The following is a 24,861-nucleotide window of genomic DNA, read 5'->3' on the forward strand; positions in this document are numbered from 1 at the left end:
AAAGGCGCGCGCGCTTCGCCGCTATAATCGCCGCCCTTGCCGTCTGCCGTTGCGAGCTGCCATGAGTCTGTCCGCCCTGCCCATCGATGCCGTCCTGCCCGCGCTGCGCGAGGCGCTCGCCCGCCGCCACGAGGTGGTGCTGGAGGCGCCGCCCGGTGCCGGCAAGACCACCCGCGTGCCGCTGGCGCTGCTCGGCGAAGCCTGGCTGGCCGGGCAGACCATCGTCATGCTCGAACCGCGCCGGCTGGCCGCCCGCGCCGCCGCCGAGCGCCTGGCCAGCGAGCTTGGCGAGAAGGTCGGCGAGACGGTCGGCTACCGCATTCGCCTGGACAGCAGGGTCGGCCCGCGCACGCGCATCGAGGTGGTCACCGAGGGCATCCTCGCCCGCCGCCTGCAGGACGACCCGGGCCTGGAGGGCGTCGGTCTGGTGATCTTCGACGAGTTCCACGAGCGCAATCAGGATGCCGATCTGGCCCTGGCGCTGGCCCTCAACGGTCGCGAGCTGCTGCGCGACGGCCCGCCGCTCAAGGTGCTGCCGATGTCGGCGACCCTGGAGGGCGAGCGTCTGGCCGCGCTGCTCGACGATGCGCCGGTGGTGCGCAGCGAGGGGCGCATGTATCCGGTGGACATCCAGTGGGGCCGCGCCGCCCAGCCCGGCGAGGCGCTGGAACCGCGGGTGACGCAGACCGTGCTGCAGGCGCTGGCCGAGCAGGGTGGCAGCCTGCTGGTGTTCCTGCCCGGCCAGGCGGAGATCCGCCGGGTGCAGGCGGCGCTGGCGGAAAGCCTCGCCGGGCGCGCCGACATCCTGCTCTGCCCGCTGCACGGCGAGCTGGATCTGGCCGCCCAGCGCGCCGCCATCGAGCCGGCGCCGAGCGGCACGCGCAAGGTGGTGCTGGCCACCAACATCGCCGAGACCAGCCTGACCATCGACGGTGTGCGCGTGGTGGTGGACGCCGGCCTCGAGCGGGTGCCGCGCTTCGACCCGGCCAGCGGCATGACCCGCCTGGACACCCAGCGCATCTCGCGCGCCTCGGCCACCCAGCGCGCCGGCCGCGCCGGGCGCCTCGAGCGGGGGGTGTGCTACCGGCTGTGGTCGCAGAGCCAGCACGAGCAGCTGGCCGCCCACGCCAGTGCGGAAATCCTCCAGGCCGATCTGGCCGGTCTGGCCCTGCAGCTGGCACGCTGGGGCGTTGACGACGTCAGCGAGCTGGTCTGGCTCGATCCGCCACCGGCCGCCGCGCTGGCCCAGGCCCGCGAGCTGCTACAGCGCCTCGGTGCCCTCGTGCCGCGCGGCGCCGGCTGGGCGCTGACCGCCCATGGCCAGGCGATGGCCACGCTGCCGGCCCATCCACGCCTCGCCCACCTGCTGCTGCGCGGCCAGGCGCTGGGCCTCGGTTCCCTGGCCGCCGATCTCGCCGCGCTGCTCTCCGAACGCGATATCCTGCGCGGCGCAGGCGCCGATCTGCACAGCCGCCTGGCCCTGCTGTCCGGCGAGAGCCGCGCCGCGCGAGGCGCCCTGCGGGGTGCCGCCCAGCGGAATGCCGCCCAGGGCGGCGTGCAGCGCGCGCGCCAGCTGGCCCGCCAGTTCCGCAGTCTGTTGCCGAAGCGGATCGAACAGGCGGTCAGCGATCCCGAGCACCCGCGCTGGCTGGGCTGCCTGCTGGCCTTCGCCTATCCCGACCGCATCGCCCGCCAGCGCCGCGCCGGTGGTGCCGACTACCGCCTGGCCAACGGCCGAGCCGCGCAGTTCGGTGAGCCGGATGCGCTGATGAAGCATGAGTGGCTGGTGATCGCCGACCTCGGCAGCCGGCAGGGCCAGCGCGAGGAGCGCATCTACCTGGCGACCGACCTCGAGCCGGCATTGTTCGATGGTCCGCTGGCCGAGCAGGTCGGTGTCAACGAGGTGCTCGACTGGGACGAGCGCGAGGGCGTGCTGCGCGCCGAGTGCCAGCGCAAGGTCGGCGAGCTGGTACTGAGCAGCGAGGCATTGAGCGGCCTGGACGAGAGCGCCCGTGGCCGCGCGTTGGTCGCGCTGGTGCGCCGCAAGGGCCTGGAGCTGCTGCCGTGGACGGCGGAGTTGCGCCAGTGGCAGGCGCGCATCGCCCTGCTGCGCCGCCTCGACCTGGCGGCGAAGGGGGAGAGCGAGTGGCCAGACGTGTCCGATGCGGCGCTGCTCGCCAGCCTGGAAGACTGGCTGCTGCCCTATCTGGGCAAGGTCAGCCGCCTCAGCCACTTCGCCGCCCTGGATCTTGCGTCGATCCTCCACGGCCTGCTGCCCTGGCCGTTGCCGCAGCGCCTCGACGAGCTGGCGCCGAAGACCCTTGAGGTGCCGTCCGGCTCGCGCATTCGCCTCGACTACGGCGAGGAGCCGCCGGTGCTGGCGGTGCGCCTGCAGGAGCTGTTCGGCCTGGCCGCCACACCGCGCATCGCCGGCGGGCGCCTCGGCGTCAAGCTGCACCTGCTGTCGCCGGCGCAGCGCCCGGTGCAGGTCACCCAGGACCTGGCCAGCTTCTGGGCCAACACCTACTCGGAAGTGAAGAAGGATCTGAAGGGCAGGTACCCGAAGCATTACTGGCCGGACGATCCGCTGATCGCCGAGCCCACCGCGCGGGCCAAGCCGCGCAAGGCGACCTGAGGTGCCGCGCTGAAGCGCGGCACCATGCTGCTCACTCTCCCGCCTGCGGGAGAGGGCTGTGCCGGCCCGACCCTTCTCCCGGAGTCGGGAGAGGGCAGACAGGCACCCCCGCCATCCCCTTTCCCCTCTGCGGCCTTCTAAAATGGCCCTTCCTTTTCGCTGCCGAGCCCAGCCCATGGACCTGCTACCCGCCTCCCTCTCCCTGCTGGACGCCGCGGTGCTGATCGTCAGCGCCGGCTTCACCTCGCTGCTCACCGCAGCCATGGGCATCGGTGGAGGGGTTCTGCTGCTGGCGATCATGGCCGGTATCGTGCCGGCTGCGGCGCTGATTCCGGTGCACGGGCTGGTGCAGCTGGGCTCCAACGGCAACCGCGCCTGGATGACCCGTCGGCACATCGACCTGGGCTTGCTCAAGCGCTTCGCCCTCGGCGCGCTGGCCGGGGCGCTGCTCGCCTCGCTGATCGTCGTCCAGCTGCCGCTGCAGTGGATCCAGTTCAGCGTCGCCACCTTCATCCTCTATCTGGTCTGGGGGCCCAAGCCGGGCCGACACAGCCTCGGTGCCGCCGGGCAGCTGCTGGCCGGGGCCCTGACCACCCTGGTATCGATGTTCGTCGGCGCCAGCGGCCCGCTGGTGGCCGGTTTCATCCATCGCCACGACATGGACAAGCTGGCGACTACCGCGACCTTCGCCAGCTGCATGAGCGCCCAGCACCTGCTGAAGATGGCCGTGTTCTCGGCAGTGGGCTTCGCCTTCTGGGACTGGCTGCCGCTGGTGGCGCTGATGATCGTGGCGGGCGTGGCCGGCAGCTGGCTTGGCCTGAAGCTGCTCGATCGGATCCCGGCGGAGCACTTCAAGCGGGCGTTTGCCTGGATAGTGACGCTGCTGGCGTTGCGCCTGCTGTGGCAGGCGAGCGGCTTCTGAGCGGTATGCGCCTGACAGGCGGCTATGCTGGAAGGGTGAAGCAGCCGGAGAGACCGTCATGAGCGAACCCCACATTGCCCGGCGCAGTCCCTATGGCATCGCGGTCGAGGCCGGCAAGGACTACTGGTGGTGCCGCTGTGGCCGCAGCCAGAGCCAGCCGTTCTGCGACGGCTCGCACAAGGGCAGCGAGTTCACTCCGTTACTGTTTCATGCCCAGCGCAGCGAGATCCTGTACTTCTGCGGCTGCAAGCACACCGGCACGCCACCGCTGTGTGACGGCAGCCACCAGCGGCTGTAAGCTGAGCCAAAAACAACAGCGGGGCAATGGCATGCGCCGAGTCATTCGCAAGGTATTTCGCAACAAGGTATTCGACCGCAAGGTGGTGCTGATAACCGGCGGCTGCGCCGGCATCGGCCGCGCACTGGCGGTGCGCTTCGCCCAGGGTGGCGCGCGGCTGGTGCTGCTCGATCTCGACCAGGCGGCGCTGGACGGTATGGCCCAACACCTGGCCGACCATCACAACGCCGAAACCCTCGCCCTGCGCTGCGACGTGGCCGACGCCCAGGCGGTACGAGCGGCGGTGGCGCTGGCGGTGGAGCGTTTCGGCGGCATCGACGTGCTGGTCAACAATGCCGGCATCACCCACCGCAGCGCCTTCGTCGAGACCGACCTCGCCGTGTTCGAGCGGATCATGGCGGTCAACTACTTCGGCGCCCTGCACTGCACCCAGGCGGCGCTGCCGAGCATCCAGGCCCGACGCGGGCAGATCATCGTGCTCAGTTCGCTGTCCGGGTTCGCGCCGATGCTCTACCGCAGCGCCTACAACGCCAGCAAGCACGCGCTGCACGGCCTGTTCGAGAGCCTGCGTCTGGAGCTCAGGGACAGTGGCGTGAATGTCATGCTGGTATGCCCCGGCTTCACCGCCACCGACATCCGCAAGCACGCGCTGGTCGGCGACGGCTCGGTGACCCCGCAGCCGCTACCCTTCCTCGGCAAGGTCTACTCGCCGCAGGATACCGCCGAGGCCATCTACCGCGGCGCGGTGCGGCGCAAGCGCCTGCTGGTGCTATCCAACGTCAACTGGGGCGCGCGGCTGCTGGCGCGCTTCTGCCCTCGGCTGTTCGAGCGCGTGATGGTGCCGCGGCTGTCGGGGCTGAAACCGCAGGCGCGCTAGAATCGCTCTGCCGGCCAGTCCCGCGCTGGCGCCCCAAGGAGTCCCGTTGAAGACCATCGCCCTGTTCGCCGATGTGCAGAACCTCTACTACACCGTGCGCCAGGCTCACGGCTGCCACTTCAACTACGCCGCGCTGTGGGCCGAGCTGGCGACGCGCGGGCAGATCGTCGAGGCCTGCGCCTACGCCATCGAGCGCGGCGACCCGCGCCAGCAGCAGTTCCAGCAGACCCTGCGCAAGCTCGGCTTCACCGTGAAGCTCAAGCCGTACATCCAGCGCAGCGATGGCAGCGCCAAGGGTGACTGGGACGTCGGCATCACCATCGACGTGCTCGACGCCGCGGCGCGGGTCGACGAGGTGGTGCTGGCCTCCGGCGACGGCGACTTCGACCTGCTGCTCGAACGGGTGCGCCGCGGCGGCACCGAAGCCACCGTCTACGGCGTGCCGGGGCTTACCGCGCAGTCGCTGGTACGCGCCGCCGACCGCTACGTGCCGATCGAGGGCAGCCTGCTGCTGCGCGGCTGATCGGGGCCGTACTGGCCAGCGATTGCAGGTAAACTGGCGCCCTGTTTTCCCTGCCGGTTGCCCCTGCCATGACCTTCGCCTCCCTCGGCCTGATCGATCCGCTGCTGCGCGCGCTCGACGCCCTCGACTACAAAACGCCCACGCCGGTGCAGAGCCAGGCGATTCCTGCCGTGCTCAAGGGCCGCGACCTGATGGCGGCGGCGCAGACCGGCACCGGCAAGACCGCCGGTTTCGCCCTGCCGCTGCTGCAGCGCCTGAGCATGGCAGGGCAGGTGGCACCCAACTCGGTGCGCGCGCTGATCCTGGTGCCGACCCGCGAGCTGGCCGAGCAGGTCCACGAGAGCTTCCGCGTCTACGGCCAGCACCTGCCGCTGCGCACCCTGGCAGCCTACGGCGGGGTGAGCATCAACCCGCAGATGATGCGCCTGCGCAAGGGCGTCGACGTGCTGGTGGCCACCCCCGGCCGCCTGCTCGACCTGTTCCGCCAGAACGCGGTGCGCTTCGAGCAGGTAGAGACCCTGGTGCTCGACGAAGCCGACCGCATGCTCGACCTCGGCTTTTCCCGCGAGCTCAACGAGCTGTTCGCCATGCTACCGCAGCGCCGGCAGACCCTGCTGTTCTCCGCCACCTTCTCCGAGACCATCCGCGAGCTGTCCCGGGTGCTGCTGCGCGATCCGCTGAGCATCGAGGTCAGCCCGCGCAACGCCGCGGCGCAGTCGGTCAAGCAGTGGCTGATCCCGGTGGACAAGAAGCGCAAAAGCGAGCTGTTCTGCCACCTGCTCAAGGCACGGCGCTGGGGCCAGGTGCTGGTGTTCGTCAAGACCCGCAAGGGCGTCGATGAGCTGGCGACCGAGCTGCAGCGCCTCGGCGTCAGCAGTGATGCGATCCACGGCGACAAGCCGCAGCCGGCGCGCCTGCGCGCGCTGGAGCGCTTCAAGGCCGGCGAGGTGCAGGTGCTGGTGGCCACCGACGTGGCGGCGCGCGGCCTGGACATCGATGACCTGCCGCTGGTGGTCAACTTCGACCTGCCGATCGTCGCCGAGGACTACGTGCACCGCATCGGCCGCACCGGCCGCGCCGGCGCCAGCGGCGAGGCGATCTCGCTGGTCTGCGCCGACGAGGTGCAGCTGCTCGCCGCCATCGAGGCGCTGATCCGCCAGGTGTTGCCGCGCCGCGACGAGCCGGACTTCATCCCCGACCACCGCGTGCCGCAGACCACCATCGACGGCCAGGTGGTGAAAAAGCCGAAGAAACCCAAGAAGCCGAAGATCGAGCTGGGCAAGCCGGGCAAGGCCGCCAAGCCGCTGGGCAACTGGATCGACAGCGGTTCGCCCAAGGTCAAGGCGGTGCGCAAGATGCCCAGCCTGGGCGGCGGCAAGCGCTCCGGCAAGAAGTAGTCGTTACGCCGCCGGCGGCTCGGATGGCTGGGCCGCGTCGCTGCCGCAGGCGAAGCAGAAGCGCGCGAAGGCGCTCTTGCGCTGCTGGCAGTGCGTGCAGTGGTCGAACAGACTGAGGCCGCAGTGCTGGCAGAAGTCGATCTGCGGGTTGTCCAGCTCGACCGGCCGCTCGCAGCCCGGGCAGACCTTCTTGGCCAGGCGCAGCAGCGAGGTGTCGTAGGAGATTTCCTTGCGCCGTTCGGCGTCGGGCTTGGCTTCGGCTGCCTGCTGGCGCTCGCGGTAGCGGTTGAACGCGACGATGGCCTGGCGGCCGACCAGCACGGTGATCACCACGCCGACGATATTGCGCACGTAACCGCCGTAGCTCGGCAGGTAGGGCACCAGCTCGACGAAGAACACGAACAGGGCGAAGTAGATGTAGCCCCACACGAAGGGCCACCAGGTGCTCTTGCGCTGGCGGGCGAACAGCCAGCCGGCGATGAGCAGCAGGGGCAGGGTCAGCGCCAGGCGAATGAGGAATACCTTGAGTTCCTGCCGACTCTGCTCGGCGGACATCTGTTCATAGGCGGCGCTGCGCAACTCGTCGAGCTGCCGCTGGGCGCGCTGCTGCGCCTGCCTGGCGTCGAGCAGGCGCTGCTCCTCGGTTTCCACCGCGCTGCGCACTTGGCGCTCGGCGAGCTTGAGGTGCTCCAACGCCTCGGTGCGCTTGAGCACCTCGTCATCGCGCGCCGCCTGCTGGGTCACCTGGCGGCTGGCCAGCCAGGCGCTCAGGCTGTCGCGGGCGGTCTGGCTGTTCTGCCGCGCCGCCTCCAGCTTGAGGCGGCTCTGCTCCAGGGCGTCCAGGGCGTCCTGGGCCTGGTTGCGCTGGCGCTTGATCTCCTCCTCGATGCGCTTGCTCGCTTCGCCGTCGAGGAAGTCCTCCACGCTGAAGCGCTGCTCGACCAGCGGCAGGTTCTTCACCACGGCGCCGCCGAGGTTGACCAGGAAGCCGGCGAAGACCACGGCCACCGCCCACAGGGCGAGGCGGAAGAACTTCTCGGAGCGGCGTTGGGCCTTGTTCATGATGGGAGCATCCTTTCTCGCTGGACTGGGCCACAGCATAGCGCAGCGCGCCCGGCCGGTTAGGGGCGCGCCCGACAGTTCCGGCCGGCAAAGCGGGCGCGAATTTGCCGCGCCCCCGGCTGCCGCGCCGCGGCGGATCGGCTATCCTCGCCGCTTGCCTTCGCGCTCCGTATTCGTTCAGGAACTCCGATGATCGTCAGCAAACTGCCCAACGTCGGCACCACCATCTTCACCACCATGTCCCAGCTCGCCGCGCAGACCGGCGCGCTCAACCTGTCCCAGGGCTTTCCCGACTTCGACGGCCCGCAGGCGCTGCGCGAGGCGGTCGGCCGCCACGTGATGGCCGGGCACAACCAGTACGCACCGATGACCGGCCTGCCGGCCCTGCGCGAGCAGGTGGCGGCGAAGATCTCCCGCAGCTACGGCCGCAGCGTGGACATGGACAGCGAGGTGACCATCACTCCCGGCGCCACCGAGGCGATCTTCTGCGCGGTGCAGGCGCTGGTCCGCCCGGGCGACGAGGTGATCGTCTTCGATCCCTGCTACGACAGCTACGAGCCCTCGGTGGAACTGGCCGGCGGGCGCTGCGTGCACGTGCCGCTGGCGCTGCCGGACTTCGCCATCGACTGGCAGCGGTTGCAGGACGCGATCAGCCCGCGCACCCGCCTGATCATCCTCAACAGCCCGCACAACCCCAGCGGCGCTCTGATTTCCTCTGCGGAGCTGGCCCAGCTGGCCGCCTTGATCCGCGAGCGCGAGATCTACCTGATCAGCGACGAGGTCTACGAGCACCTGGTGTTCGACGGCGTACAGCACGCCAGCGTGCTGGCCCACGAGGAGCTGTACCAGCGCGCCTTCGTGGTCAGCTCGTTCGGCAAGACCTACCACGTCACCGGCTGGAAGACCGGCTACGTGGTGGCGCCGCCGGCCTTGACTGCCGAGCTGCGCAAGGTCCACCAGTTCGTCACCTTCTGCGGCATCACCCCGCTGCAGTGGGCGCTGGCCGACTACATGAGCGCCCATCCCGAGCACGTCGACGAGCTGCCGGCCTTCTACCAGGCCAAGCGCGACCTGTTCTGCGATCTGCTGCAGGGCTCGCGCTTCAGCTTCAAGCGCACCCCGGGCACCTACTTCCAGCTGGCCGACTACTCGGCGATCCGCGACGACCTCGACGACGTGGAAATGTCGCTGTGGCTGACCCGCGAGCACGGCGTGGCGACCATCCCGGTGTCGGTGTTCTACCAGACTCCGCCCAAGGACCTGCGTCTGGTGCGCTTCTGCTTCGCCAAGCGCGAGGACACCCTGCGCCAGGCGGCCGACAAGTTGTGCCGGGTGTGATGGACCATTTTCGGAGAGACTCCCATGCGTGACCTGAGCACTTTGCCCGACCTCAAGCTGGCCCTGGTGCAGACCGCCCCGGTCTGGCAGGACCCGGCCGCCAACCATGCCCACTTCGCCCGGCTGTTCGACCAGGCCGAGGGCGCCGACCTGGTGATCCTGCCGGAGATGTTCAGCACCGGCTTCTCCATGGACGCCGCCGCGCTGGCCGAAGCCGAGGACGGCCCGAGCCGCGCCTGGCTGCTGGAGCAGGCCGCTCGCCTGAACGCGGTGGTGGTCGGCAGCGTGATTACTCAGGCGGCCGACGGCAGCTACCGCAACCGCCTGTACTGGGCGCGCCCGGACGGCAGCTGTGCGCACTACGACAAGCGCCACCTGTTCCGCATGGCCGGCGAGCACGAGCACTACGCCCCAGGTGAGGAGCGCGTGCTGCTGGAGCTGAAGGGCTGGCACGTGCGCCCGCTGGTCTGCTACGACCTGCGCTTCCCGGTGTGGAGCCGCGACCCGCACGACACCGACCTGCTGCTGTACATCGCCAGCTGGCCGGCGGCGCGGCGCAATCCGTGGAACCGCCTGCTGCCGGCGCGCGGCATCGAGAACCTGTGCTACGTCGCCGCGGTCAACCGCATCGGCGCCGACGGCAACGGCTACCCGCACGCCGGCGACAGCCAGGTGCTCGACTTCATGGGCGACAGCCTGCTGGATGCCGGCGAGGCTGACGGGGTGTTCCATGTGACCCTGTCGGCGGCGACGCTGGCCAGGTTCCGTACGCGCTTCCCGGCCTGGCGGGATGCCGATGCCTTCGAACTGAAGATCTGACGCTTAGCGGCCCGCCACGCTGGAAACATAGTGCGCCACGGCGCGGATCTGCTCGTCGCTGAGCGTTTCGGCGAACGGCGGCATCACGCCGACCCCGTTGCTCACTGCCGCCACCACCCGCGCCGCGTCGGGTTTGAGCTGATCGAGGTCGGGACCGATCGCGCCGCTGGCGCCGGCCTCGCGCAGCGCGTGGCACAGGCTGCAGGAAGGCTGCGCCTGTTCGAGGAACACCTGGCGACCCTGGGCGAGCAGGGCCTGATCGGTGTCATCCGCGCTGGCCGTCGAGGCCAGCAGCAGGGCGAGCAGCGTCAGGGCAGGGCGCATGGGCATGACGTCACCTCCGAGACGGCTCGTCAGACCACGGCAACCTTCATCGCGTGATCTTCCCAGCCGGTGTGCCCGTAGCCGCGCTCGTTGTCCACCCGCTCGCGCGGCTGCACGTTGCCGTCGACGTCGGTGGCGCGGCTGGCCAGGCTGTAGTTGCCGGGCTTGAGTTCCACGGCGAGAACGAACGGCCGCCAGGCGTAGGGACCGAGGTCAGGGCCGACGAAGGGTGCCGGTCGCCAGCTCTGCCCGCCGTCGAGGGACACCTCGACGCTCTTCACCGCCTTGGCGCCGCCGAAGGCCACGCCCTGGATCAGTACCCGCCCGGCCTTCATCTGCTCCAGCGGCTGGCTGATCCACGACTTGACGCTCATCTCCCACATCGACGGCTGATCCGGGGCGCCCTTTTCGCCCACCGGGCGAATGCGGTAGCCGCTCTTCTGGATGTTGGCGTCGGTCTGCTCGGCGGTGAAGGCCAGCTGCTTGACGTACTTGATATTGTTGACTCCGAAGTAGCCGGGGATCACCAGGCGCAGCGGGCCGCCATGAGCCACGGAGAGTGGCTCGCCGTTCATCTCCCAGGCCAGCAGGGCCTGGTCCAGGGCGCGCAGCGGCACCGAGCGCTCGACGATCAGGGTCTTCGGATCGAGGCTGGCAGGCAGGGTTTCGCCACCGGTGGCGGTGATGAAGCTCTGGCCCTCGGCAACCCCGCCAAGCGCTTCTACGACTGTCTTGAGCGGCACCCCGCTCCAGAACACGCAGCCGGCGGCGCCGACCGTCCAGGGCGTGCCGCTGGCGCCGTGGGGGAAGAACGCGCGGCCGTTGCCCGAGCACTGCAGCACGCTGGCCACGGTTGTCACGCCGAGGGATCTAAGCTCGGCCAGGGTTAGGCTGCGTGGCTGCTTGACGCCCTGGAAGGCAACCGTCCACCCCTCGCGGTCGGCGAGGATGGACGCATCGGGGGCCGGCAGGTTGTTGCGCACGAACAGCCGGTTGCTGGCGGTGATCACGCTGGTGCCGATGGCATCGCGGTGGGTTTCCAGCGTGTTGGCGCTGTGCACGATCAGCGCCTCGGGAGTCTTCCACTTCACGTAGTCCGGCAGGGGCATGGCTTCCTGGGCCTGCACCCGCCACGGCAGGCCGGACAGGCTGACGGCGGCGATGGCGGTGGCCGTTCCCGCCAGCAGGTGGCGGCGGCGCAAATCGATGGGTTCGGGCATGGGGCCTCTCCCGGGAAGGGCTGCCGGCGGCTACGGGCAATCCGGCGCTCGGTAGCGACTGAGGAAGGCGGCTGGCGGAGGGCCCGCGGCGGGTTCCGTCACTCCGGACATGGCACCCATCCGCTCGGTACGCTCGGACAGGGTATCTACGGGTTTAGGCAGGGGGTGCTCCCCTGTCAAGGCGCCGGGGTGCCGCGCTCCTCGCGCACCAAGTAGGCCTGCTTGTGCCCGCGCGCCTCGTAGTCGTGCATGACGGCCTCCGCGTCGGCGCGGTTGGCGAAGCGGCGCATTGCCACCTCGTTGCCGTTGTCGTCGATGCGATAGAGCAGCCAGCAGCCCTGCTGCGCGCCGGTATCGGTCGAGCGGATCACGCGTCGATCCTCCCGCGGGGCTATGGTTGATCTGGTCAGCGTCTTCCTTTCCGGAGCCACCCGATGAAAGAGTTCCTGCCTCTCGCCGAAGTCTACGCCATCCTCGAACCCGGCCCGGTGGTGCTGCTCGGCACCGCGCAGGACGGCCGTGCCAACCTGATGCCGATGTCCTGGCACACGATGCTGGAATTCGAGCCGCCGCTGGTCGGCTGCGTGGTCAGCGCGGCCAACCATTCCTTCGCCGCCCTGGAGGCGACCGGCGAGTGCGTGCTCAACGTGCCTGCCGCCGAGTTGCTGGACCAGCTGGTGGCCTGCGGCAACAGCCACGGCGATCAGCTCGACAAGTTCGCCAAGTACGGTCTCAGCGCGGTGCCCTCGGCCGAGGTGGCGGTGCCGCGGGTGGAGGAGTGCTGGGCGAACCTGGAGTGCCGGGTGGTGGATCGCCAGCTGGTCGGCAGCTACAACTTCTTCATCCTCGAGGTGGTGCAGGCCTGGCACGACCCAGCGGTGAGGGTGCCGCGCACCCTGCACCATCGCGGCTACGGCAGGTTCATGATTGCCGGCGAGGAGATACAGACCGGCTCGGCGATGCGTTAGCGCTGCTGGCGCCGACGTCGCCACACCCAGCCATAGACCGCCAGGTTCACCAGCAGGACGAACGCCGCCAGCACGTACTGCACCGGCAGGGTCAGCCAGTCCGGGTAGAGCAGCGGCAGCAGGTAGTGCTCGACGAAGCCCACGCTGTAGCCGGCCTCGCCGGCGCGCAGGCGCAGCTGCTGTTCCCAGGCGGTGAGCGGGCAGCCGCGGCCGGTCAGCTCGACGAAGATCGCCCAAACCGCCGCCGGCGGATGGAGCAGCAGGAAGCCCCGCCACCAGACCGCCGGCAGTCCGCCGAGCAGCGCGAACAGCACGAAGCCCAGGTGCACGACCAGAATGGCGTCGGCAGCCAGGCCCCAGAACATGCCTAGTGCGTCCGCGCGTAGTCGAGCATGCCCTGGAAGTCGACCACCACCGCCGGTTCGTCGCCGACCACCCAGGCGTCGTGGCCCGAGGGCAGCAGCGACAGGTCGCCCGGCCGGCAGTCGAACTCGCTGCCGTCGTCCATCAGGATGTGCAGCACGCCGCTGACGTGGTACTGGAAGTGCGGCGCCTCGCAGCTCTTGGTCTTGGCGATCGGCTGCACCGAGGTCGACCAGCGCCAGCCGGGCTCGAAGATGGCGCGGCCGACGGTGGCACCGCCGATGGTGACCAGCTCCAGCCGGCCCTTGGGAAACTCCCGGACCTCGTCCGGTGTGCCGAAGTGCTTGAGTGCCGCCCTATCCATTGTCCACCTCCCGCTTGTCGGTGACTTGGAGCCGGCCGCCCGTTGCAGCCGGGTCAACAGTTCAAGGTTAGGTCAGCCACGGCAGTGGACGCGGATGGTCGGACGCGCGGTGTCACTCCAGCCCCAGTCGCTCGCGCGCCGGACGCAGGTGCGGCAGCGGCCAGGCGGCGGCGATGGTCGCCAGCAACAGCGCCACGCCAAGCAGCGGCAACTGCGCCAGGCCGAACTGGGCGCCGAGCCACAGGCCGCCGAACCAGGCACCGCTGGCGTTGCCGAGGTTGAAGGCGGCGTGGCTGAGGGTGGCGGCCAGGCCGGCCGAGTCGCCGGCCTGCTCCACCAGCAGCAGCTGCAGCGGCGAGGAGATCGCGAAGCTGGCCATGCCCCAGCACAGCAGCAGGGTCATGGTCGCCGGCGTGGTGTCGATGAAGGCGAACAGACCGAGCAGGGCCAGGGCGCTGCAGCCCATGGCCAGCGGCACGGCATGACGGATGCCGCGGTCGGCCAGGCGTCCGCCGAGCAGGTTGCCGAGGGTCAGACCGACGCCGAACACCAAGAGGCCGGTATTGCTCAGGTTGGCCGACAGGCCCCCGCTGTCGCGCAGCAGCGGGCTGATGTAGGTGAACACGCTGAACAGCGCTACCGAGGACAGGCAGCACACACCGAGGGCATGCAGCACCGGGCGGCGCAGCACGCCGCTCCAGGCGCCGCCGCCGTGCCGCGGCGCCTCCTGCCGGCGCGGCAGCCACAGCCACTGGGCGAGCAGGGTGCACAGGCCGAAGCCGGCGACGGCAAGGAAGGTCATCCGCCAGCTGCTGGCCTGGCCGAACCAGGCGCCCAGCGGCACGCCGAGCACGTTGGCGATGGTCAATCCGCTGAGCACCAGGGCCATGGCCGAGGCGCGCCGCTGCGGCGGGGCCAGCTCCGCGGCGAGCAGGGTGGCGCAGCCGAAGAAGCCGGCATGGCTGATCGCGGTGAACAGCCGCGCGGCGACCAGCCAGGCGTAGTCCGGCGCCAGTGCGCAGCCCAGGTTGCCCAGGGTGTAGGCGCCCATCAGCCACATCAGCGCCTGCTTGCGCGGCAGACGGCCGAGCAGCGGGCCGAGCAGCGGAGCACCGACCACCACGCCCATGGCGTAGGCGCTGACCAGCAGGCCGGCGTCGGCCAGGCTGACGGCGAGGTCGCCGGCCACCTCGGGTAGCAGGCCCATGATGATGTATTCGCTGCTGCCGACCACGAAGCCGCCGAGTGCGAGGGCCAGCAGGGGCAGGGAAAGCAGGGTTGGGGCGGGCATGGGGCGGGCGTTCTCGGGGAAAGTGCTGGAAGCGGCAGGCAATGCGGGAGGCGCATTCTAGCGCGGCGGCCTGGTGTTCGTAGGGGCGAATTCATTCGCCTTGTGCGTGCGTCGGGCGAATGAATTCGCCCCTAGCGGGTCTCCAGCGCGGCGATCTGCCGGTCCTGCAGACGGGCCAGAGCAAGCAGCCCCAGACTGGCGCCGAGCAGGGCCCAGAACATGTCCGCCTGGGTGTCCCACGGATCGCCCTGGGTGCCGAGGAACTCGATGGCGCCGCCGCCGGCGAGGAGCGCCACCCACCATTCGATCAGTTCGTAGACGGCGCTGATCGCCATGGCCACGCACAGCGCCAGGAAGGCCAGCATCTTGCCGGGGGTGACGAAGCGGCCGCGCAGGAGAATCTCGCGGGCGATCAGCGCCGGCACCAGGCCCTGCATGAAGTGGCCGAGCTTGTCGTAGGGGTTGCGCTCCAGGTCCAGCAGCTCCTGCACCCAGAAGCCCGCCGGCACCCGCGCATAGGTGTAGGCACCGCCGAGAATCAGCACCAGGCAGTGCAGGGTGATCAGCACGTAGAGCAGGGTGGTTAGCGGGAAGCGGCGGGCGGTGGCGAGCAGCAGCGGGGCGGCGATCAGCACCGGCGAGACTTCCAGCCACCAGGTGGCGCGGTCGTAGGGGGCGATGCCGGAGACGATCAGCGCGGCCAGTACCGTCAGGCCCAGTGCTCCATACAGGCGCGTGTGCTGCATATCCGTCTCCGCTGGCCGATCCGGCTTCGCGGTCACACTACTGCAGGGCGCCGCGGGCCGTCCAGCGCGTGGCGCCACGGGGTATCCTGTACGGGTATTCCCTGTGCCGAGCCCGCCATGCTGGAAATCTCCAATGCCGTCCACCTGCCCGACAGCGAGATCGAACTCTCCGCGATCCGCGCCCAGGGTGCCGGCGGGCAGAACGTCAACAAGGTGTCCAGTGCGGTGCACCTGCGCTTCGACATCCCCGCATCAAGCTTGCCGGAGTTCTACAAGGAACGCCTGCTGGCGCTGCGCGACAGCCGCATCACCGGCGAGGGGGTGATCGTCATCAAGGCGCAGCAGTACCGCACCCAGGAGCAGAACCGCGCCGATGCGCTCGCGCGCCTGACCGAACTGATCCGCAGCGTGGCCAAGGTCGAGAAGGCGCGCCGGCCGACCAAACCGACACTGGGCTCGAAGAAGCGCCGGCTGGAGGGCAAGAGCAAGCGCGGGGCGATCAAGGCCGGGCGCGGCAAGGTCGACTTCTGAGTGCCGGTCGAGCCATGGCGCGGCCTCGGCTCGCCTGGGGGCTTGGCCGGGCCGGGCACGCAGGGGCGTGGGGGCTAGCTGCCCTGGCCGAATAGCAGGCGACGTGCCTCGGCAGTGAGCAGGGCGTCGGGATCGGCGTTGATCTGCTCGGCCATCGCGTAGGCGCGCTGTACTGCCGGCCGCTCGGCGATGCGATCCAGCCAGGCAGCCATGTTCGGGAAGTCTTCGAGGCGCTGACGCTGGCCTTCCCACAACTTGGCCCAGGGATAGATCGCCATGTCGGCGATCGAATAGTCGCCCGCCACGTAGTCGCGCCCCTGCAACTGGCGGTCGAGGACTCCGTACAGACGTGCGGTCTCCTTGACGTAGCGCTCGATGGCATAGGGGATCGGCTCCGGCGCATAGCGGACGAAGTGGTGATTCTGCCCGGCCATCGGCCCCAGCCCGCCCATCTGCCAGTACAGCCACTGCAGCACCTGGAAGCGCGGGCGTGGCTCGCGGGGCAGGAAGCGCCCGCTCTTGTCCGCCAGGTATTCGAGGATGGCACCGGACTCGAACAGCGCCAGTGGCTCGCCGCCGTCGACCGGGGCCTGGTCGACGATGGCCGGAATCCGGTTGTTCGGGGCGATCTTCAGGAAATCGGCGGCGAACTGCTCGCCCTTGCCGATATGGACCGGGCGCAGGTGATAGTCGAGCCCGGTCTCTTCGAGAAAGATGGTGATCTTGTGGCCGTTGGGGGTGGTCCAGTAATAGAGGTCGATCATCGCGCGTTCCTCCTCAGGCGGCGCGGCGCACCGGGTCGTGGGACTGTTCGTAGCGGTTCAGCAGGCGGGCGAACCAAGCGCCGACCGGCGAGTCTTCGGCCCAGGGCTGCTCGCCCAGGCACCAGGCCCAGAAGAAGAAACCGCCGATCAGGTAGTCGGCAGCCGCCGGCTCGGCGCCGTCCAGCCAAGGCTGGTTGCTGAGCAGCGTGTTCAGCGGCTGCAGCGCGCGGTCAAACTGTGCCTGTCCGGCTTGCAGGTCTGCGAAGGCCTCCAGGGTCATGCCCAGGTTCTTCTCGCGGCTCTGGCGGAAGTAGTCGCGGTCGGCCGGGTCGATCAGCGCGTAGATGCGCAGCACCAGCAGGCGGAACAGCGCCGGGCGCAGGTCCTGGGCGATCAGTTGATCGATCAGGCGCAGACGGCTTTCGCCCAGCGCGCCGCCGAGCAGGGGGTGTTGCGAGTACTCGGTATCGAGATAGCGGAAGATCGCCAGGCTGTCGTTGACGGTCGTCGACTCGTCGCGCAGCACCGGCACCAGCTTCTGCCCGGAGAAGGCCAGCTCGGCCTTGTCGCTGAAACGCACCGGACGGCTGACGAAGTCCAGGCCCTTGTGGGCCAGCGCCAGGCGTACGCGCCAGCAGTAGGGGGAGAACACCAGCTCGGGGGCAGCACCGCACAGTTCGAAGAGTTCACGCATGGATATAGCCTGCTTCATAGGGGGGCAGAGGCCCTGAACAGGCAGGCTAGCAGCCTGGAGCGTCGGCGGCGAGCGTGTGGCGGTGATGGGAATGATGTCCCGCGGGCCAGGATGGCCCGCGGGAGCTGGGGCATTACGCGGCCTGCGCCTCGCTCTGGCGCAGGGCGCGGTTCAGCGCGCTGAACAGGGCGCGGAAGCTGGCGGTGGTCAGGTTGGCGTCGATGCCGGCGCCGTGCAGCGGACGGCCGCCGTCGACGCGCAGCTCGATATAGGCCGCGGCCTTGGCGTTGCTGCCACCGCCGATGGCGTGTTCGCTGTAGTCCATCACCTCGACACTCACCGGCAGGGCGGCGACCAGTGCTTCCAGCGGACCGTTGCCGGTACCGCGCAGCGTCTGCACGGCGCCGTCGCGCTCGACCTCCACTTCCACCGTGGTGACGCCGTTTTCTTCCTGCAGGCGATGGCCCTTGAGGGCGAAGGTCGCCGGGCCCTGCAGGTATTCCTCGACCAGCAGGTCGTGGATCTGTCGCGCGCTCATCTCCAGGCCGTGGCGGTCGGTCTCGCGCTGCACCACCTGGCTGAACTCGATCTGCATGCGCCGCGGCAGGCTGATGCCGTACTCCTGCTCGAGCAGGAAGGTGATGCCGCCTTTGCCGGACTGGCTGTTGACGCGGATCACCGCCTCGTAGCTGCGGCCGAGGTCGGCCGGGTCGATCGGCAGGTAGGGCACTTCCCAGACGCCTTTGGGGTCCTGCTGGGCGAAGCCCTTGCGGATCGCGTCCTGGTGCGAGCCGGAGAAGGCAGTGTGCACCAGGTCGCCGACGTAGGGGTGACGCGGGTGCACCGGCAGCTGGTTGCACTCCTCGACCACCTTGCGCACGCCGTCGATGTCGGAGAAGTCCAGCTGCGGGTCGACGCCCTGGGTGTACATGTTCAGCGCCACGGTCACCAGATCGACGTTGCCGGTGCGCTCACCATTGCCGAACAGGCAGCCTTCCACGCGATCGGCGCCGGCCAAGAGGCCCAGCTCGGTGGCGGCCACGCCGGTGCCGCGGTCGTTGTGGGTGTGCAGGCTGACCAGCACGCTGTCGCGGTTGTCGATGCGGCGGCAGAACCACTCGATCTGGTCGGCGTAGACGTTCGGCGTGGCCGCCTCGACGGTGGCCGGCAGGTTGAGGATCAGCTTCTGCTGCGGAGTCGGCTGGAACACGCCGATCACCGCGTTGCACACCTCGACGGCGAACTCCGGCTCGGTGGAGCTGAAGATCTCCGGCGAGTACTCGAAGCGCCACTCGGTTTCCGGGTTCTGCTCGGCCAGGCGCTTGATGATCTGTCCGGCATTCACGGCGATCTGGATCACCCCGGCCTGGTCCTGGTTGAACACGATGCGGCGGAAGCTCGGCGCGGTGGCGTTGTAGTAGTGGACGATGGCCTTCTTCGCCCCTTTCAGCGACTCGAAGGTGCGGGTGATCAGGTCCTCGCGGGCCTGGGTCAGCACCTGGATGGTGGTGTCGTCCGGGATGTGGCCGCCCTCGATCAGTTCGCGCACGAAGTCGAAGTCGGTCTGCGAGGCCGACGGGAAGCCTACCTCGATTTCCTTGACGCCGACCGCCACCAGGGTCTGGAACATGCGCAGCTTCTTGTCGGCATCCATCGGCTCGATCAGCGACTGGTTGCCGTCGCGCAGGTCGGAGCTCAGCCAGATCGGCGCCTGGTCGATCACCTTGCCCGGCCAGGTACGGTCGGGGATGTCGATCTGCGGGAAGGCGCGGTATTTCTGCGACGGGTTCTTCAGCATGGGCATGGCGATTTCCTCGAAACGGGTGGCCGCAGGGCGGCAGGCAATACGGGACGGGCGGGCGCGGAGTTCAGCGACGCAGTCGTGGACTGACCAGGCGCAGGCTGCGGTATTGCCGTTGCAGGATGAGGGTGTGGGAAGCGTTCATGGCGCCAACCCTAGCGTCCGCTGCGCATGAATGGCAAGCATTGTCTGAAAATTGGAATTTTTCACCAATCCAATGATTCAGGAGATTTTTCGTGCCGCGGATTGACGGCTTTATTGGTGTTCCTTGCGTGGCGGTTTTTCGGCATCTCTCCCGCGTGCGACGCGGCTGTGCGGCGCCGTGTCGCACTAGGTCGCCGGCGTGGCCCTGTGCGATCATCCCGGCCGCACACCGCGGCCACGGTCGCGCAATTTTCCAGGGAGACGTCATCGGGTGATTCGGCAAGGGCGCATGCGTCTGGCAGCCTGGCTTGGCCTGTTCGCCATGCTCATGGCGTTCGCCGGTCCGCTGTACTCGCAGCTGCGGGCGCTGGACAGCCTGCCGCTGGCGCTCGCCATCGACCTGGAAGCGCTGCACTGCGGCGAGGGCCAGGCCCTGCCGGAGCATTCCGCGACGGAGCCGGGGCCGCCCGAGTGGGTGCAGTGCCTCGAGCAGTGCGGCTACTGCAACCTGCTGGCCAGCACGCCGGCGCTGCCGCCTACCCTGCAGCTGGCCCTGCCGGCGCCGTCCAGCGCCGTCCACCAGTACCTGCCGCCGCGGCAGAGCCTGCCCCAGGCGCCGCCGGCCAGCCGCCAGCCGCGCGGTCCTCCCTTGTTCCACGCCTGAAACCGTCCTGAACCCGGCCGTCTGTCCGTGTGCGCGCCCGTGCGCGCCTGCCTGACGACCTGCAGTCCGTCTTTTTGCGTGGAATACAACATGTCCGTTTTCGCTCGTCCGTCCCTGGCCCAATCGCGCCTGTCCCGCCCGTTCCCCCTGAGTCCGTTCCAGCGCCGCTGGTGGCCGGCGCATGCCGCGCTGCTCGGCGCCCTGGCGCTGCCGCTGCACGCCGCCGAGGTGGCCAACACCGAGAGCGCCGATGGCGAGGACGTTGCGCCGCTGGTGATCACCACCGTGGCGCCCCGCTCGCCGCTGACCGTGGTCACAGATCCCCGCCAGCCGCGCCAGCCGGTGCCGGCCAGCGATGGCGCCGACTACCTGAAGACCATCCCCGGCTTCGCCGCCGTGCGCAGCGGCGGGGTCAACGGCGACCCGGTGTTCCGCGGCATGTTCGGCTCGCGGATCAAGCTGCTGACCAACGGCGGCGAGATGCTCGGCGCCTGCCCCAACCGCATGGATTCGCCGAGCTCGTACATCAGCCCGACGAGCTACGACCGCCTGACCGTGATCAAGGGCCCGCAGACCGTGCTGTGGGGGCCGGGCGCCTCGGCGGCCACCGTGCTGTTCGAGCGCGAGCCGGAGCAGTTCGATGGGCCCGACTGGCGCCTCAACACCAGCCTGCTGGCCGGCTCCAACGGCCGCTTCGACCGCAGCGTCGACGCCGCCGCCGGCAGCCAGGACGGCTATGCGCGGGTACTGGCCAACCGCTCGCAGGCCGACGACTACGAAGACGGCAACGGCGACACCGTGCCGTCGCGCTTCGACAAGTGGAACAGCGACGTGGCGCTGGGCTGGACCCCGGACGCCAACACCCTGGTCGAGCTGACCGCCGGCCGCGGCGATGGCGAGTCGCGCTACGCCGGGCGCGGCATGGACGGCACCCAGTTCGAGCGCGAGAGCCTCGGCCTGCGCTTCAAGAAGGAATACATCGGCGAGGTGTTCCACGGCCTCGACGCCAACGTCTACTACAACTACGCCGACCACGTGATGGACAACTTCCGTCTGCGCGATCCGGACCCGGCGGCCAGCATGGCGATGATGCGCAATCCGATGGCCAGCGAGGTCGACCGCCGCACCCTCGGCGGACGCCTGGCCGGCACCTGGCGCTGGGACGAGGTCGAGTTGGTCGGCGGCGTGGATGCCCAGCGCAGCGAGCACCGCAAGCGCGCCTCGACCTTCAACATGATGACTGGCCGCTACACCGACGCCGACCAGTTTGCCTGGAACAAGGACGCCGACACCCACAACTACGGGCTGTTCGGTGAGCTGACCTGGCAGTTCGAGCGCGGCCAGCGCCTGATCGGCGGTGCGCGCCTGGATCGCGCCGAGGCCCACGACTACCGGCAGACCTTCACCAGCCACAACCCGATGACCATGCTGAGCCAGACCTGGGCCAACCCCAGCGCCGACCAGGAGCGCCACGACACCCTGTACAGCGGCTTCCTGCGCTACGAGGAGGACCTGCAGCGCCTGCCGGCCACCACCTACATCGGCCTCGGCCACAGCGAACGCTTCCCCGACTACTGGGAGCTGTTCTCCGCCAGCGCCGGCCCGGTGGGCAGCATCCAGGCCTTCGAGACGGTCAGGCCGGAGAAGACCACCCAGCTCGACCTGGGCATCCAGTACCGCCAGGGGGCGCTTGAGGCCTGGGCCTCGGCCTACGCCGGGGTGGTCGAGGACTACATCCTGTTCGACTACGTGCCGGGGATCATGGCCGGCATGACCCGCACCATGGTCGACAACGTCGACGCGCGCATCGCCGGCGCCGAGGCCGGCGTGGCCTACCGCTTCACGCCGAACTGGAAGGGCGACGCCAGCCTGGCCTACGCCTGGGGCGAGAACACCTCGGACGACCGTGCGCTGCCGCAGATCCCGCCGCTGGAGGCGCGCCTGGGCCTGACCTACGAGCGTGACAACTGGAGCACCAGCGGCCTGTGGCGCGTGGTGGCGGCGCAGAACCGCATCGCCGAGAACCAGGGCACCGTGGTCGGCAAGGACTTCGCCGAGAGTTCGGGCTTCGGCGTGCTGTCGTGGAACGGTGCCTATCGCCTGAGCCGGAACCTCAAGTTCAGCGCCGGCGTCGACAACCTGCTCGACAAGGCCTACAGCGAGCACCTCAACCTGGCCGGCAACGCCGGTTTCGGCTTCCCCGCCGAGACGCGCATCAACGAGCCGGGACGCACCTACTGGACGCGGGTCGACCTGAGCTTCTGAGTCCGCCCTGCGCCCGTCGCCAGGCCGCTGCGTGGCGACGGGCGTACCGCTCAGCTGGATGCTGGCGGCTGTTCGTGCCCCGCGGCTGCCGACCCGCGCCATTCGCGCAGGTCGGCGCCGCTCGGATACTGGAACACGCGCAGGCCGAACTCCGGCAGGATCGCCAGCAGGTGGTCGAAGATGTCCGCCTGGATGCGCTCGTAGTCGACCCATACGGTGGTGGCGGTGAAGCAGTACAGCTCCAGCGGCAGGCCGGTGGCGGTGGGGGCGAGCTGGCGCACCAGCAGGGGCATGTCCTGGCGGATCTGCGGGTGCTGGTGCAGGTGGTTCACCATGTAGGCGCGGAAGGTGCCGAGGTTGGTCAGGCGGCGCTGGTTGAGCGGCGCGACGCCCTGCTCGGCCAGGCGGCGGTTCCACTCCTCCAGTTCGTCGCGCTTGCCGCGCAGGTAGTCGTGCAGCAGGGCGAAGCGGCTGAGGTAGTCGATCTGCGCCGTGTCGAGGAACTGCACACTGTCCTGATCCAGATACAGGCTGCGCTTGATCCGCCGCCCGCCCGACTCGTGCATACCGCGCCAGTTCTTGAACGGGTCGCTGATGAAGCGCTTGGTCGGGATGCTGGTGATGGTCTTGTCCCAGTTCTGCACCCGGACGGTGTGCAGGGCGATGTCGATCACGTCGCCGTCGGCATTCAGCTCGGGAATCTCCACCCAGTCGCCGACGCGCAGGATGTCGTTGGAGGAGATCTGCACGCTGGCGACCACCGAGAGCAGGGTGTGCTGGAAGATCAGCAGCAGCACCGCGGCCATGGCGCCGAGGCCGGAGAGCAGGATCAGCGGCGAGCGGTCGATCAGGGTGGCGAGCATCAGGATGGCGGCCAGCGCGTACACGGCGATCTCCAGCACCTGCAGGTAGCCCTTGATCGGCTTGAGGTGGGAGTCCGGGCGCTGCTCGTAGAGGCGGTTGGCCTGCCTGAGCGCGCCGCCGATGGCCATGGCGATGGTCAGCACGATGAAGGCCCGACAGGCGTTTTCCACCACGGCCACCGCCGCGCCGGGCAGGCCGGGAACCAGATCCACGCCGCTGGAGAGGACCAGCGCCGGCACTATGTTGGCCAGGCGGCGGACGATGCTCTGCTCGTAGCTGAGCAGGTGCCGGCCCAGTGGCGTGGCCTCCAGGCTGCGGTGCAGGGCGCGCAGCAGCAGGTGCTTGACGATCCAGTTGGCCAGCCAGGCGATGCCCAGCAGCAGGGCGGCGCTCAGCGTGGTGAACAGGTAGGGCCGGGTCTGCAGCCAGTCGAGGGCGAGAGAAAGTTCGCCGGGCATGCGCTTCTCCTGGTCGCTGGGAGGCACCGCTTCAAGGGTGCTCCCGGATGAGGACTCAGGTGTAGCTTAGTCGGCGCGGTCGGGCTGGTGAGCGCAGTGCGCTCGCTGCCTGTCAGGGCTTGAGCGCGCCGCTGAAGACGCTCGGGTCGACCCGAGCGTCGTCGAGACGGACGTTCAAGTGTGGATGAGGCCCGTTCTATGCCTCTGCCAGCATCCGCTCGCGCGGCTCGCTGACCGGCACGCGCCACTCGCGCAGGTCCGCGCCGCTCGGGTGCTGGAACACGCGCAGGCCGAACTCCGGGAGGATCGCCAGCAGATGGTCGAAGAGGTCCGCCTGGATGGCCTCGTACTGCGCCCAGGCGGTGGTGTTGGTGAAGCAGTACAGCTCCAGCGGCAGGCCGTCGGCGGTGGGGCTGAGCTGGCGCACCAGCAGGGTCATGTCCTGACGGATGCGCGGGTCGTGGCGCAGGTACTGCTCCACGTAGACGCGGAAGGTGCCGAGGTTGGTGACCCGGCGCTGGTTCAGTGCCGCCGCGCCCTGTTCGTTCAGGCGGCGGTTCCACTCGTCCAGCTCGCCCAGTTTGCCGTCCAGATACTTGCGCAGCAGGGCGAAGCCGCCCAGGTGCTCGATCTCTGCGCCATCGAGGAAGTGCACGCTGTTCTGGTCGAGGTACAGGCTGCGCTTGATCCGCCGGCCGCCCGATTCCTGCATGCCGCGCCAGTTCTTGAACGAATCGCTGATGAAGCGCTTGGTCGGGATGCTGGTGATGGTCTTGTCCCAGTTCTGCACCTTGACCGTGTGCAGGGCGATGTCGATCACGTCGCCGTCGGCGTTGAGTTGCGGCATCTCCACCCAGTCACCGACGCGGACGATGTCGTTGGAGGTGATCTGTACGCTGGCCACCAAGGAGAGCAGGGTGTCCTGGAAGATCAGCATCAGCACCGCAGCCATGGCGCCCAGACCGGAGAGCAGGATCAGCGGCGAGCGGTCGATCAGGTTGGCGATGACCAGGATGGCGGCGATCGCGTAGACCACGATCTGCACCACCTGCAGGTAGCCCTTGATCGGCTTGAGGTGGGCGTCCGGGCGCTGCTGGTAGAGCGCGTTGGCCACCTTGAGCAGGCCGCCGATGGCCAGCGCCACGGTCAGCACGCTGAAGGCGCTGCTGACGTTGCGCACCACGGTGACCACCGCCTCCGGCAGGCCGGCGATCAGGCCGATGCCCGCGGAGATGATCAGCGCCGGGACGATGTTGGACAGGCGGCGGACGATGCTCTGGTCGCCGGCCACCACGTGGTGGCCGATACTGGTGAAGCCGAGGGCGCGATGGATACCGCGCACCAGCAGGCGCTTGACGATCCAGTTGGCCAGCCAGGCGACGAACGCCAAGAGGACGACACACAGGGTGGTGAACAGTAGCGGCTGGCCTTGCAGCCACTCCAGCCAGGGGGACAGTTCGGCGGGCATGGGTACTCCTCGTCGATGGGCAGTGGCGGGGCGTCCGTGCGGGCCTTGGGTTCAGGGCTCC

General features: G+C 69.3%; 25 protein-coding genes. 12 read left to right on the forward strand and 13 right to left on the reverse strand.

The window, feature by feature from the left end; genetic code table 11:
• Window positions 1-67 precede the first annotated feature (67 nt).
• From hrpB to rhlE1, 6 genes are all read left to right on the forward strand, one after another.
• Window positions 68-2,635: an ATP-dependent helicase HrpB gene (gene hrpB / locus BMZ19_RS00860; protein ID WP_090306307.1), complete on the forward strand. Its 2,568-nt coding sequence runs from the start codon at window positions 68-70 to the stop codon at window positions 2,633-2,635.
• Between the two features lie 175 nt (window positions 2,636-2,810).
• Window positions 2,811-3,557, forward strand: a complete 747-nt coding sequence (locus tag BMZ19_RS00865; protein WP_090305443.1) for a sulfite exporter TauE/SafE family protein — start codon at window positions 2,811-2,813, stop codon at window positions 3,555-3,557.
• 58 nt (window positions 3,558-3,615) lie between these two features.
• On the forward strand, window positions 3,616-3,855 hold the full coding sequence (locus tag BMZ19_RS00870) for a CDGSH iron-sulfur domain-containing protein (RefSeq protein ID WP_090305446.1): 240 nt from the start codon (window positions 3,616-3,618) through the stop codon (window positions 3,853-3,855).
• Window positions 3,856-3,886: 31 nt separating this feature from the next.
• Complete coding sequence (locus tag BMZ19_RS00875; protein WP_090305449.1) at window positions 3,887-4,732, forward strand: SDR family oxidoreductase; 846 nt, start codon at window positions 3,887-3,889, stop codon at window positions 4,730-4,732.
• Window positions 4,733-4,778: 46 nt separating this feature from the next.
• Window positions 4,779-5,255 carry a LabA-like NYN domain-containing protein gene (locus BMZ19_RS00880; protein ID WP_090305452.1) on the forward strand — a complete coding sequence of 159 codons (477 nt, stop codon included), beginning with the start codon at window positions 4,779-4,781 and terminating at the stop codon, window positions 5,253-5,255.
• 68 nt (window positions 5,256-5,323) lie between these two features.
• On the forward strand, window positions 5,324-6,652 hold the full coding sequence (gene rhlE1 / locus BMZ19_RS00885; RefSeq protein ID WP_090305455.1) for an RNA helicase RhlE1: 1,329 nt from the start codon (window positions 5,324-5,326) through the stop codon (window positions 6,650-6,652).
• Between the two features lie 3 nt (window positions 6,653-6,655).
• Here the strand turns inward: rhlE1 and BMZ19_RS00890 are convergent, their stop codons facing one another.
• On the reverse strand, window positions 6,656-7,714 hold the full coding sequence (locus BMZ19_RS00890; RefSeq protein ID WP_090305458.1) for a double zinc ribbon domain-containing protein: 1,059 nt from the start codon (window positions 7,712-7,714) through the stop codon (window positions 6,656-6,658).
• 189 nt (window positions 7,715-7,903) lie between these two features.
• On the opposite strand from BMZ19_RS00890, the gene BMZ19_RS00895 reads away from it, so the two are divergent.
• The gene (locus tag BMZ19_RS00895; protein WP_090305461.1) at window positions 7,904-9,052 is read left to right on the forward strand and encodes a pyridoxal phosphate-dependent aminotransferase; all 1,149 of its coding nucleotides are present in this window, start codon (window positions 7,904-7,906) and stop codon (window positions 9,050-9,052) included.
• 24 nt (window positions 9,053-9,076) lie between these two features.
• Complete coding sequence (locus BMZ19_RS00900; RefSeq protein WP_090305464.1) at window positions 9,077-9,871, forward strand: amidohydrolase; 795 nt, start codon at window positions 9,077-9,079, stop codon at window positions 9,869-9,871.
• A 3-nt stretch (window positions 9,872-9,874) separates the two neighbouring features.
• Here BMZ19_RS00900 and sorU read toward each other — a convergent pair whose 3' ends face one another.
• From sorU to BMZ19_RS00915, 3 genes are all read right to left on the reverse strand, one after another.
• A complete protein-coding gene (sorU, locus tag BMZ19_RS00905) occupies window positions 9,875-10,201 on the reverse strand; it encodes a SorU family sulfite dehydrogenase c-type cytochrome subunit (protein ID WP_212633191.1) in 327 nt (108 codons plus the stop codon).
• A 23-nt stretch (window positions 10,202-10,224) separates the two neighbouring features.
• A complete protein-coding gene (sorT, locus tag BMZ19_RS00910; RefSeq protein WP_090305468.1) occupies window positions 10,225-11,415 on the reverse strand; it encodes a SorT family sulfite dehydrogenase catalytic subunit in 1,191 nt (396 codons plus the stop codon).
• Window positions 11,416-11,591: 176 nt separating this feature from the next.
• Window positions 11,592-11,783: a hypothetical protein gene (locus BMZ19_RS00915; protein ID WP_090306313.1), complete on the reverse strand. Its 192-nt coding sequence runs from the start codon at window positions 11,781-11,783 to the stop codon at window positions 11,592-11,594.
• 66 nt (window positions 11,784-11,849) lie between these two features.
• Here BMZ19_RS00915 and BMZ19_RS00920 point away from each other — a divergent pair, with 66 nt between their 5' ends.
• Complete coding sequence (locus tag BMZ19_RS00920) at window positions 11,850-12,383, forward strand: flavin reductase family protein (protein ID WP_090305472.1); 534 nt, start codon at window positions 11,850-11,852, stop codon at window positions 12,381-12,383.
• Here the strand turns inward: BMZ19_RS00920 and BMZ19_RS00925 are convergent.
• The 4 genes from BMZ19_RS00925 to BMZ19_RS00940 form a co-directional block, all read right to left on the reverse strand.
• Entirely contained in the window at window positions 12,380-12,748 is a 369-nt protein-coding gene (locus BMZ19_RS00925) for a DUF2784 domain-containing protein (RefSeq protein WP_090305475.1), read from the reverse strand. The genes BMZ19_RS00920 and BMZ19_RS00925 overlap by 4 nt on opposite strands.
• A 2-nt stretch (window positions 12,749-12,750) precedes the next feature.
• A complete protein-coding gene (locus BMZ19_RS00930; protein ID WP_090305478.1) occupies window positions 12,751-13,110 on the reverse strand; it encodes a cupin domain-containing protein in 360 nt (119 codons plus the stop codon).
• Between the two features lie 112 nt (window positions 13,111-13,222).
• Complete coding sequence (locus BMZ19_RS00935; protein WP_090305481.1) at window positions 13,223-14,401, reverse strand: MFS transporter; 1,179 nt, start codon at window positions 14,399-14,401, stop codon at window positions 13,223-13,225.
• A 131-nt stretch (window positions 14,402-14,532) separates the two neighbouring features.
• Window positions 14,533-15,147 (reverse strand): DUF2238 domain-containing protein, encoded by a 615-nt coding sequence (locus BMZ19_RS00940; protein ID WP_090305483.1) that lies wholly within the window; start codon window positions 15,145-15,147, stop codon window positions 14,533-14,535.
• A 117-nt stretch (window positions 15,148-15,264) separates the two neighbouring features.
• On the opposite strand from BMZ19_RS00940, the gene arfB reads away from it, so the two are divergent.
• Window positions 15,265-15,678, forward strand: coding sequence for an alternative ribosome rescue aminoacyl-tRNA hydrolase ArfB (gene arfB, locus BMZ19_RS00945; RefSeq protein ID WP_090305485.1), 414 nt, complete (start codon window positions 15,265-15,267; stop codon window positions 15,676-15,678).
• Between the two features lie 74 nt (window positions 15,679-15,752).
• Here the strand turns inward: arfB and BMZ19_RS00950 are convergent, their stop codons facing one another.
• From BMZ19_RS00950 to leuA, 3 genes are all read right to left on the reverse strand, one after another.
• Window positions 15,753-16,442, reverse strand: a complete 690-nt coding sequence (locus BMZ19_RS00950; protein WP_090305488.1) for a glutathione S-transferase N-terminal domain-containing protein — start codon at window positions 16,440-16,442, stop codon at window positions 15,753-15,755.
• 13 nt (window positions 16,443-16,455) lie between these two features.
• The gene (locus BMZ19_RS00955; protein WP_170847684.1) at window positions 16,456-17,136 is read right to left on the reverse strand and encodes a glutathione S-transferase N-terminal domain-containing protein; all 681 of its coding nucleotides are present in this window, start codon (window positions 17,134-17,136) and stop codon (window positions 16,456-16,458) included.
• Window positions 17,137-17,269: 133 nt separating this feature from the next.
• On the reverse strand, window positions 17,270-18,940 hold the full coding sequence (gene leuA / locus BMZ19_RS00960; protein WP_090305491.1) for a 2-isopropylmalate synthase: 1,671 nt from the start codon (window positions 18,938-18,940) through the stop codon (window positions 17,270-17,272).
• A gap of 430 nt (window positions 18,941-19,370) precedes the next feature.
• Here leuA and BMZ19_RS00965 point away from each other — a divergent pair, with 430 nt between their 5' ends.
• Both BMZ19_RS00965 and BMZ19_RS00970 read left to right on the forward strand, forming a co-directional pair.
• On the forward strand, window positions 19,371-19,745 hold the full coding sequence (locus BMZ19_RS00965; protein ID WP_090305493.1) for a DUF2946 domain-containing protein: 375 nt from the start codon (window positions 19,371-19,373) through the stop codon (window positions 19,743-19,745).
• Window positions 19,746-19,835: 90 nt separating this feature from the next.
• Window positions 19,836-22,010 carry a TonB-dependent copper receptor gene (locus BMZ19_RS00970; RefSeq protein ID WP_090305496.1) on the forward strand — a complete coding sequence of 725 codons (2,175 nt, stop codon included), beginning with the start codon at window positions 19,836-19,838 and terminating at the stop codon, window positions 22,008-22,010.
• Window positions 22,011-22,060: 50 nt separating this feature from the next.
• Here BMZ19_RS00970 and BMZ19_RS00975 read toward each other — a convergent pair whose 3' ends face one another.
• Window positions 22,061-23,332: a mechanosensitive ion channel family protein gene (locus BMZ19_RS00975; protein WP_090305501.1), complete on the reverse strand. Its 1,272-nt coding sequence runs from the start codon at window positions 23,330-23,332 to the stop codon at window positions 22,061-22,063.
• Between the two features lie 196 nt (window positions 23,333-23,528).
• Window positions 23,529-24,800, reverse strand: coding sequence for a mechanosensitive ion channel family protein (locus BMZ19_RS00980; RefSeq protein ID WP_090305504.1), 1,272 nt, complete (start codon window positions 24,798-24,800; stop codon window positions 23,529-23,531).
• Between the last annotated feature and the right edge of the window lie 61 nt (window positions 24,801-24,861).

This window comes from Pseudomonas linyingensis (genome assembly GCF_900109175.1).
Classification (GTDB): domain Bacteria; phylum Pseudomonadota; class Gammaproteobacteria; order Pseudomonadales; family Pseudomonadaceae; genus Geopseudomonas; species Geopseudomonas linyingensis.

What these genes read in the sequence shown, in the direction of transcription:
- BMZ19_RS00930 (WP_090305478.1), bottom strand. Translation starts at nt 13,110, where the DNA reads ATGGATAGGGCGGCACTCAAGCACTTCGGCACACCGGACGAGGTCCGG.
- leuA (WP_090305491.1), bottom strand. Translation starts at nt 18,940, where the DNA reads ATGCCCATGCTGAAGAACCCGTCGCAGAAATACCGCGCCTTCCCGCAG.
- arfB (WP_090305485.1), top strand. Translation starts at nt 15,265, where the DNA reads ATGCTGGAAATCTCCAATGCCGTCCACCTGCCCGACAGCGAGATCGAA.
- sorT (WP_090305468.1), bottom strand. Translation starts at nt 11,415, where the DNA reads ATGCCCGAACCCATCGATTTGCGCCGCCGCCACCTGCTGGCGGGAACG.
- BMZ19_RS00875 (WP_090305449.1), top strand. Translation starts at nt 3,887, where the DNA reads ATGCGCCGAGTCATTCGCAAGGTATTTCGCAACAAGGTATTCGACCGC.
- BMZ19_RS00920 (WP_090305472.1), top strand. Translation starts at nt 11,850, where the DNA reads ATGAAAGAGTTCCTGCCTCTCGCCGAAGTCTACGCCATCCTCGAACCC.
- BMZ19_RS00950 (WP_090305488.1), bottom strand. Translation starts at nt 16,442, where the DNA reads ATGATCGACCTCTATTACTGGACCACCCCCAACGGCCACAAGATCACC.
- BMZ19_RS00955 (WP_170847684.1), bottom strand. Translation starts at nt 17,136, where the DNA reads ATGCGTGAACTCTTCGAACTGTGCGGTGCTGCCCCCGAGCTGGTGTTC.
- BMZ19_RS00935 (WP_090305481.1), bottom strand. Translation starts at nt 14,401, where the DNA reads ATGCCCGCCCCAACCCTGCTTTCCCTGCCCCTGCTGGCCCTCGCACTC.
- BMZ19_RS00890 (WP_090305458.1), bottom strand. Translation starts at nt 7,714, where the DNA reads ATGAACAAGGCCCAACGCCGCTCCGAGAAGTTCTTCCGCCTCGCCCTG.
- BMZ19_RS00865 (WP_090305443.1), top strand. Translation starts at nt 2,811, where the DNA reads ATGGACCTGCTACCCGCCTCCCTCTCCCTGCTGGACGCCGCGGTGCTG.
- rhlE1 (WP_090305455.1), top strand. Translation starts at nt 5,324, where the DNA reads ATGACCTTCGCCTCCCTCGGCCTGATCGATCCGCTGCTGCGCGCGCTC.
- BMZ19_RS00970 (WP_090305496.1), top strand. Translation starts at nt 19,836, where the DNA reads ATGTCCGTTTTCGCTCGTCCGTCCCTGGCCCAATCGCGCCTGTCCCGC.
- BMZ19_RS00980 (WP_090305504.1), bottom strand. Translation starts at nt 24,800, where the DNA reads ATGCCCGCCGAACTGTCCCCCTGGCTGGAGTGGCTGCAAGGCCAGCCG.
- BMZ19_RS00925 (WP_090305475.1), bottom strand. Translation starts at nt 12,748, where the DNA reads ATGTTCTGGGGCCTGGCTGCCGACGCCATTCTGGTCGTGCACCTGGGC.
- BMZ19_RS00900 (WP_090305464.1), top strand. Translation starts at nt 9,077, where the DNA reads ATGCGTGACCTGAGCACTTTGCCCGACCTCAAGCTGGCCCTGGTGCAG.
- BMZ19_RS00965 (WP_090305493.1), top strand. Translation starts at nt 19,371, where the DNA reads ATGCGTCTGGCAGCCTGGCTTGGCCTGTTCGCCATGCTCATGGCGTTC.
- BMZ19_RS00895 (WP_090305461.1), top strand. Translation starts at nt 7,904, where the DNA reads ATGATCGTCAGCAAACTGCCCAACGTCGGCACCACCATCTTCACCACC.
- BMZ19_RS00870 (WP_090305446.1), top strand. Translation starts at nt 3,616, where the DNA reads ATGAGCGAACCCCACATTGCCCGGCGCAGTCCCTATGGCATCGCGGTC.
- BMZ19_RS00975 (WP_090305501.1), bottom strand. Translation starts at nt 23,332, where the DNA reads ATGCCCGGCGAACTTTCTCTCGCCCTCGACTGGCTGCAGACCCGGCCC.
- sorU (WP_212633191.1), bottom strand. Translation starts at nt 10,201, where the DNA reads ATGCCCATGCGCCCTGCCCTGACGCTGCTCGCCCTGCTGCTGGCCTCG.
- BMZ19_RS00940 (WP_090305483.1), bottom strand. Translation starts at nt 15,147, where the DNA reads ATGCAGCACACGCGCCTGTATGGAGCACTGGGCCTGACGGTACTGGCC.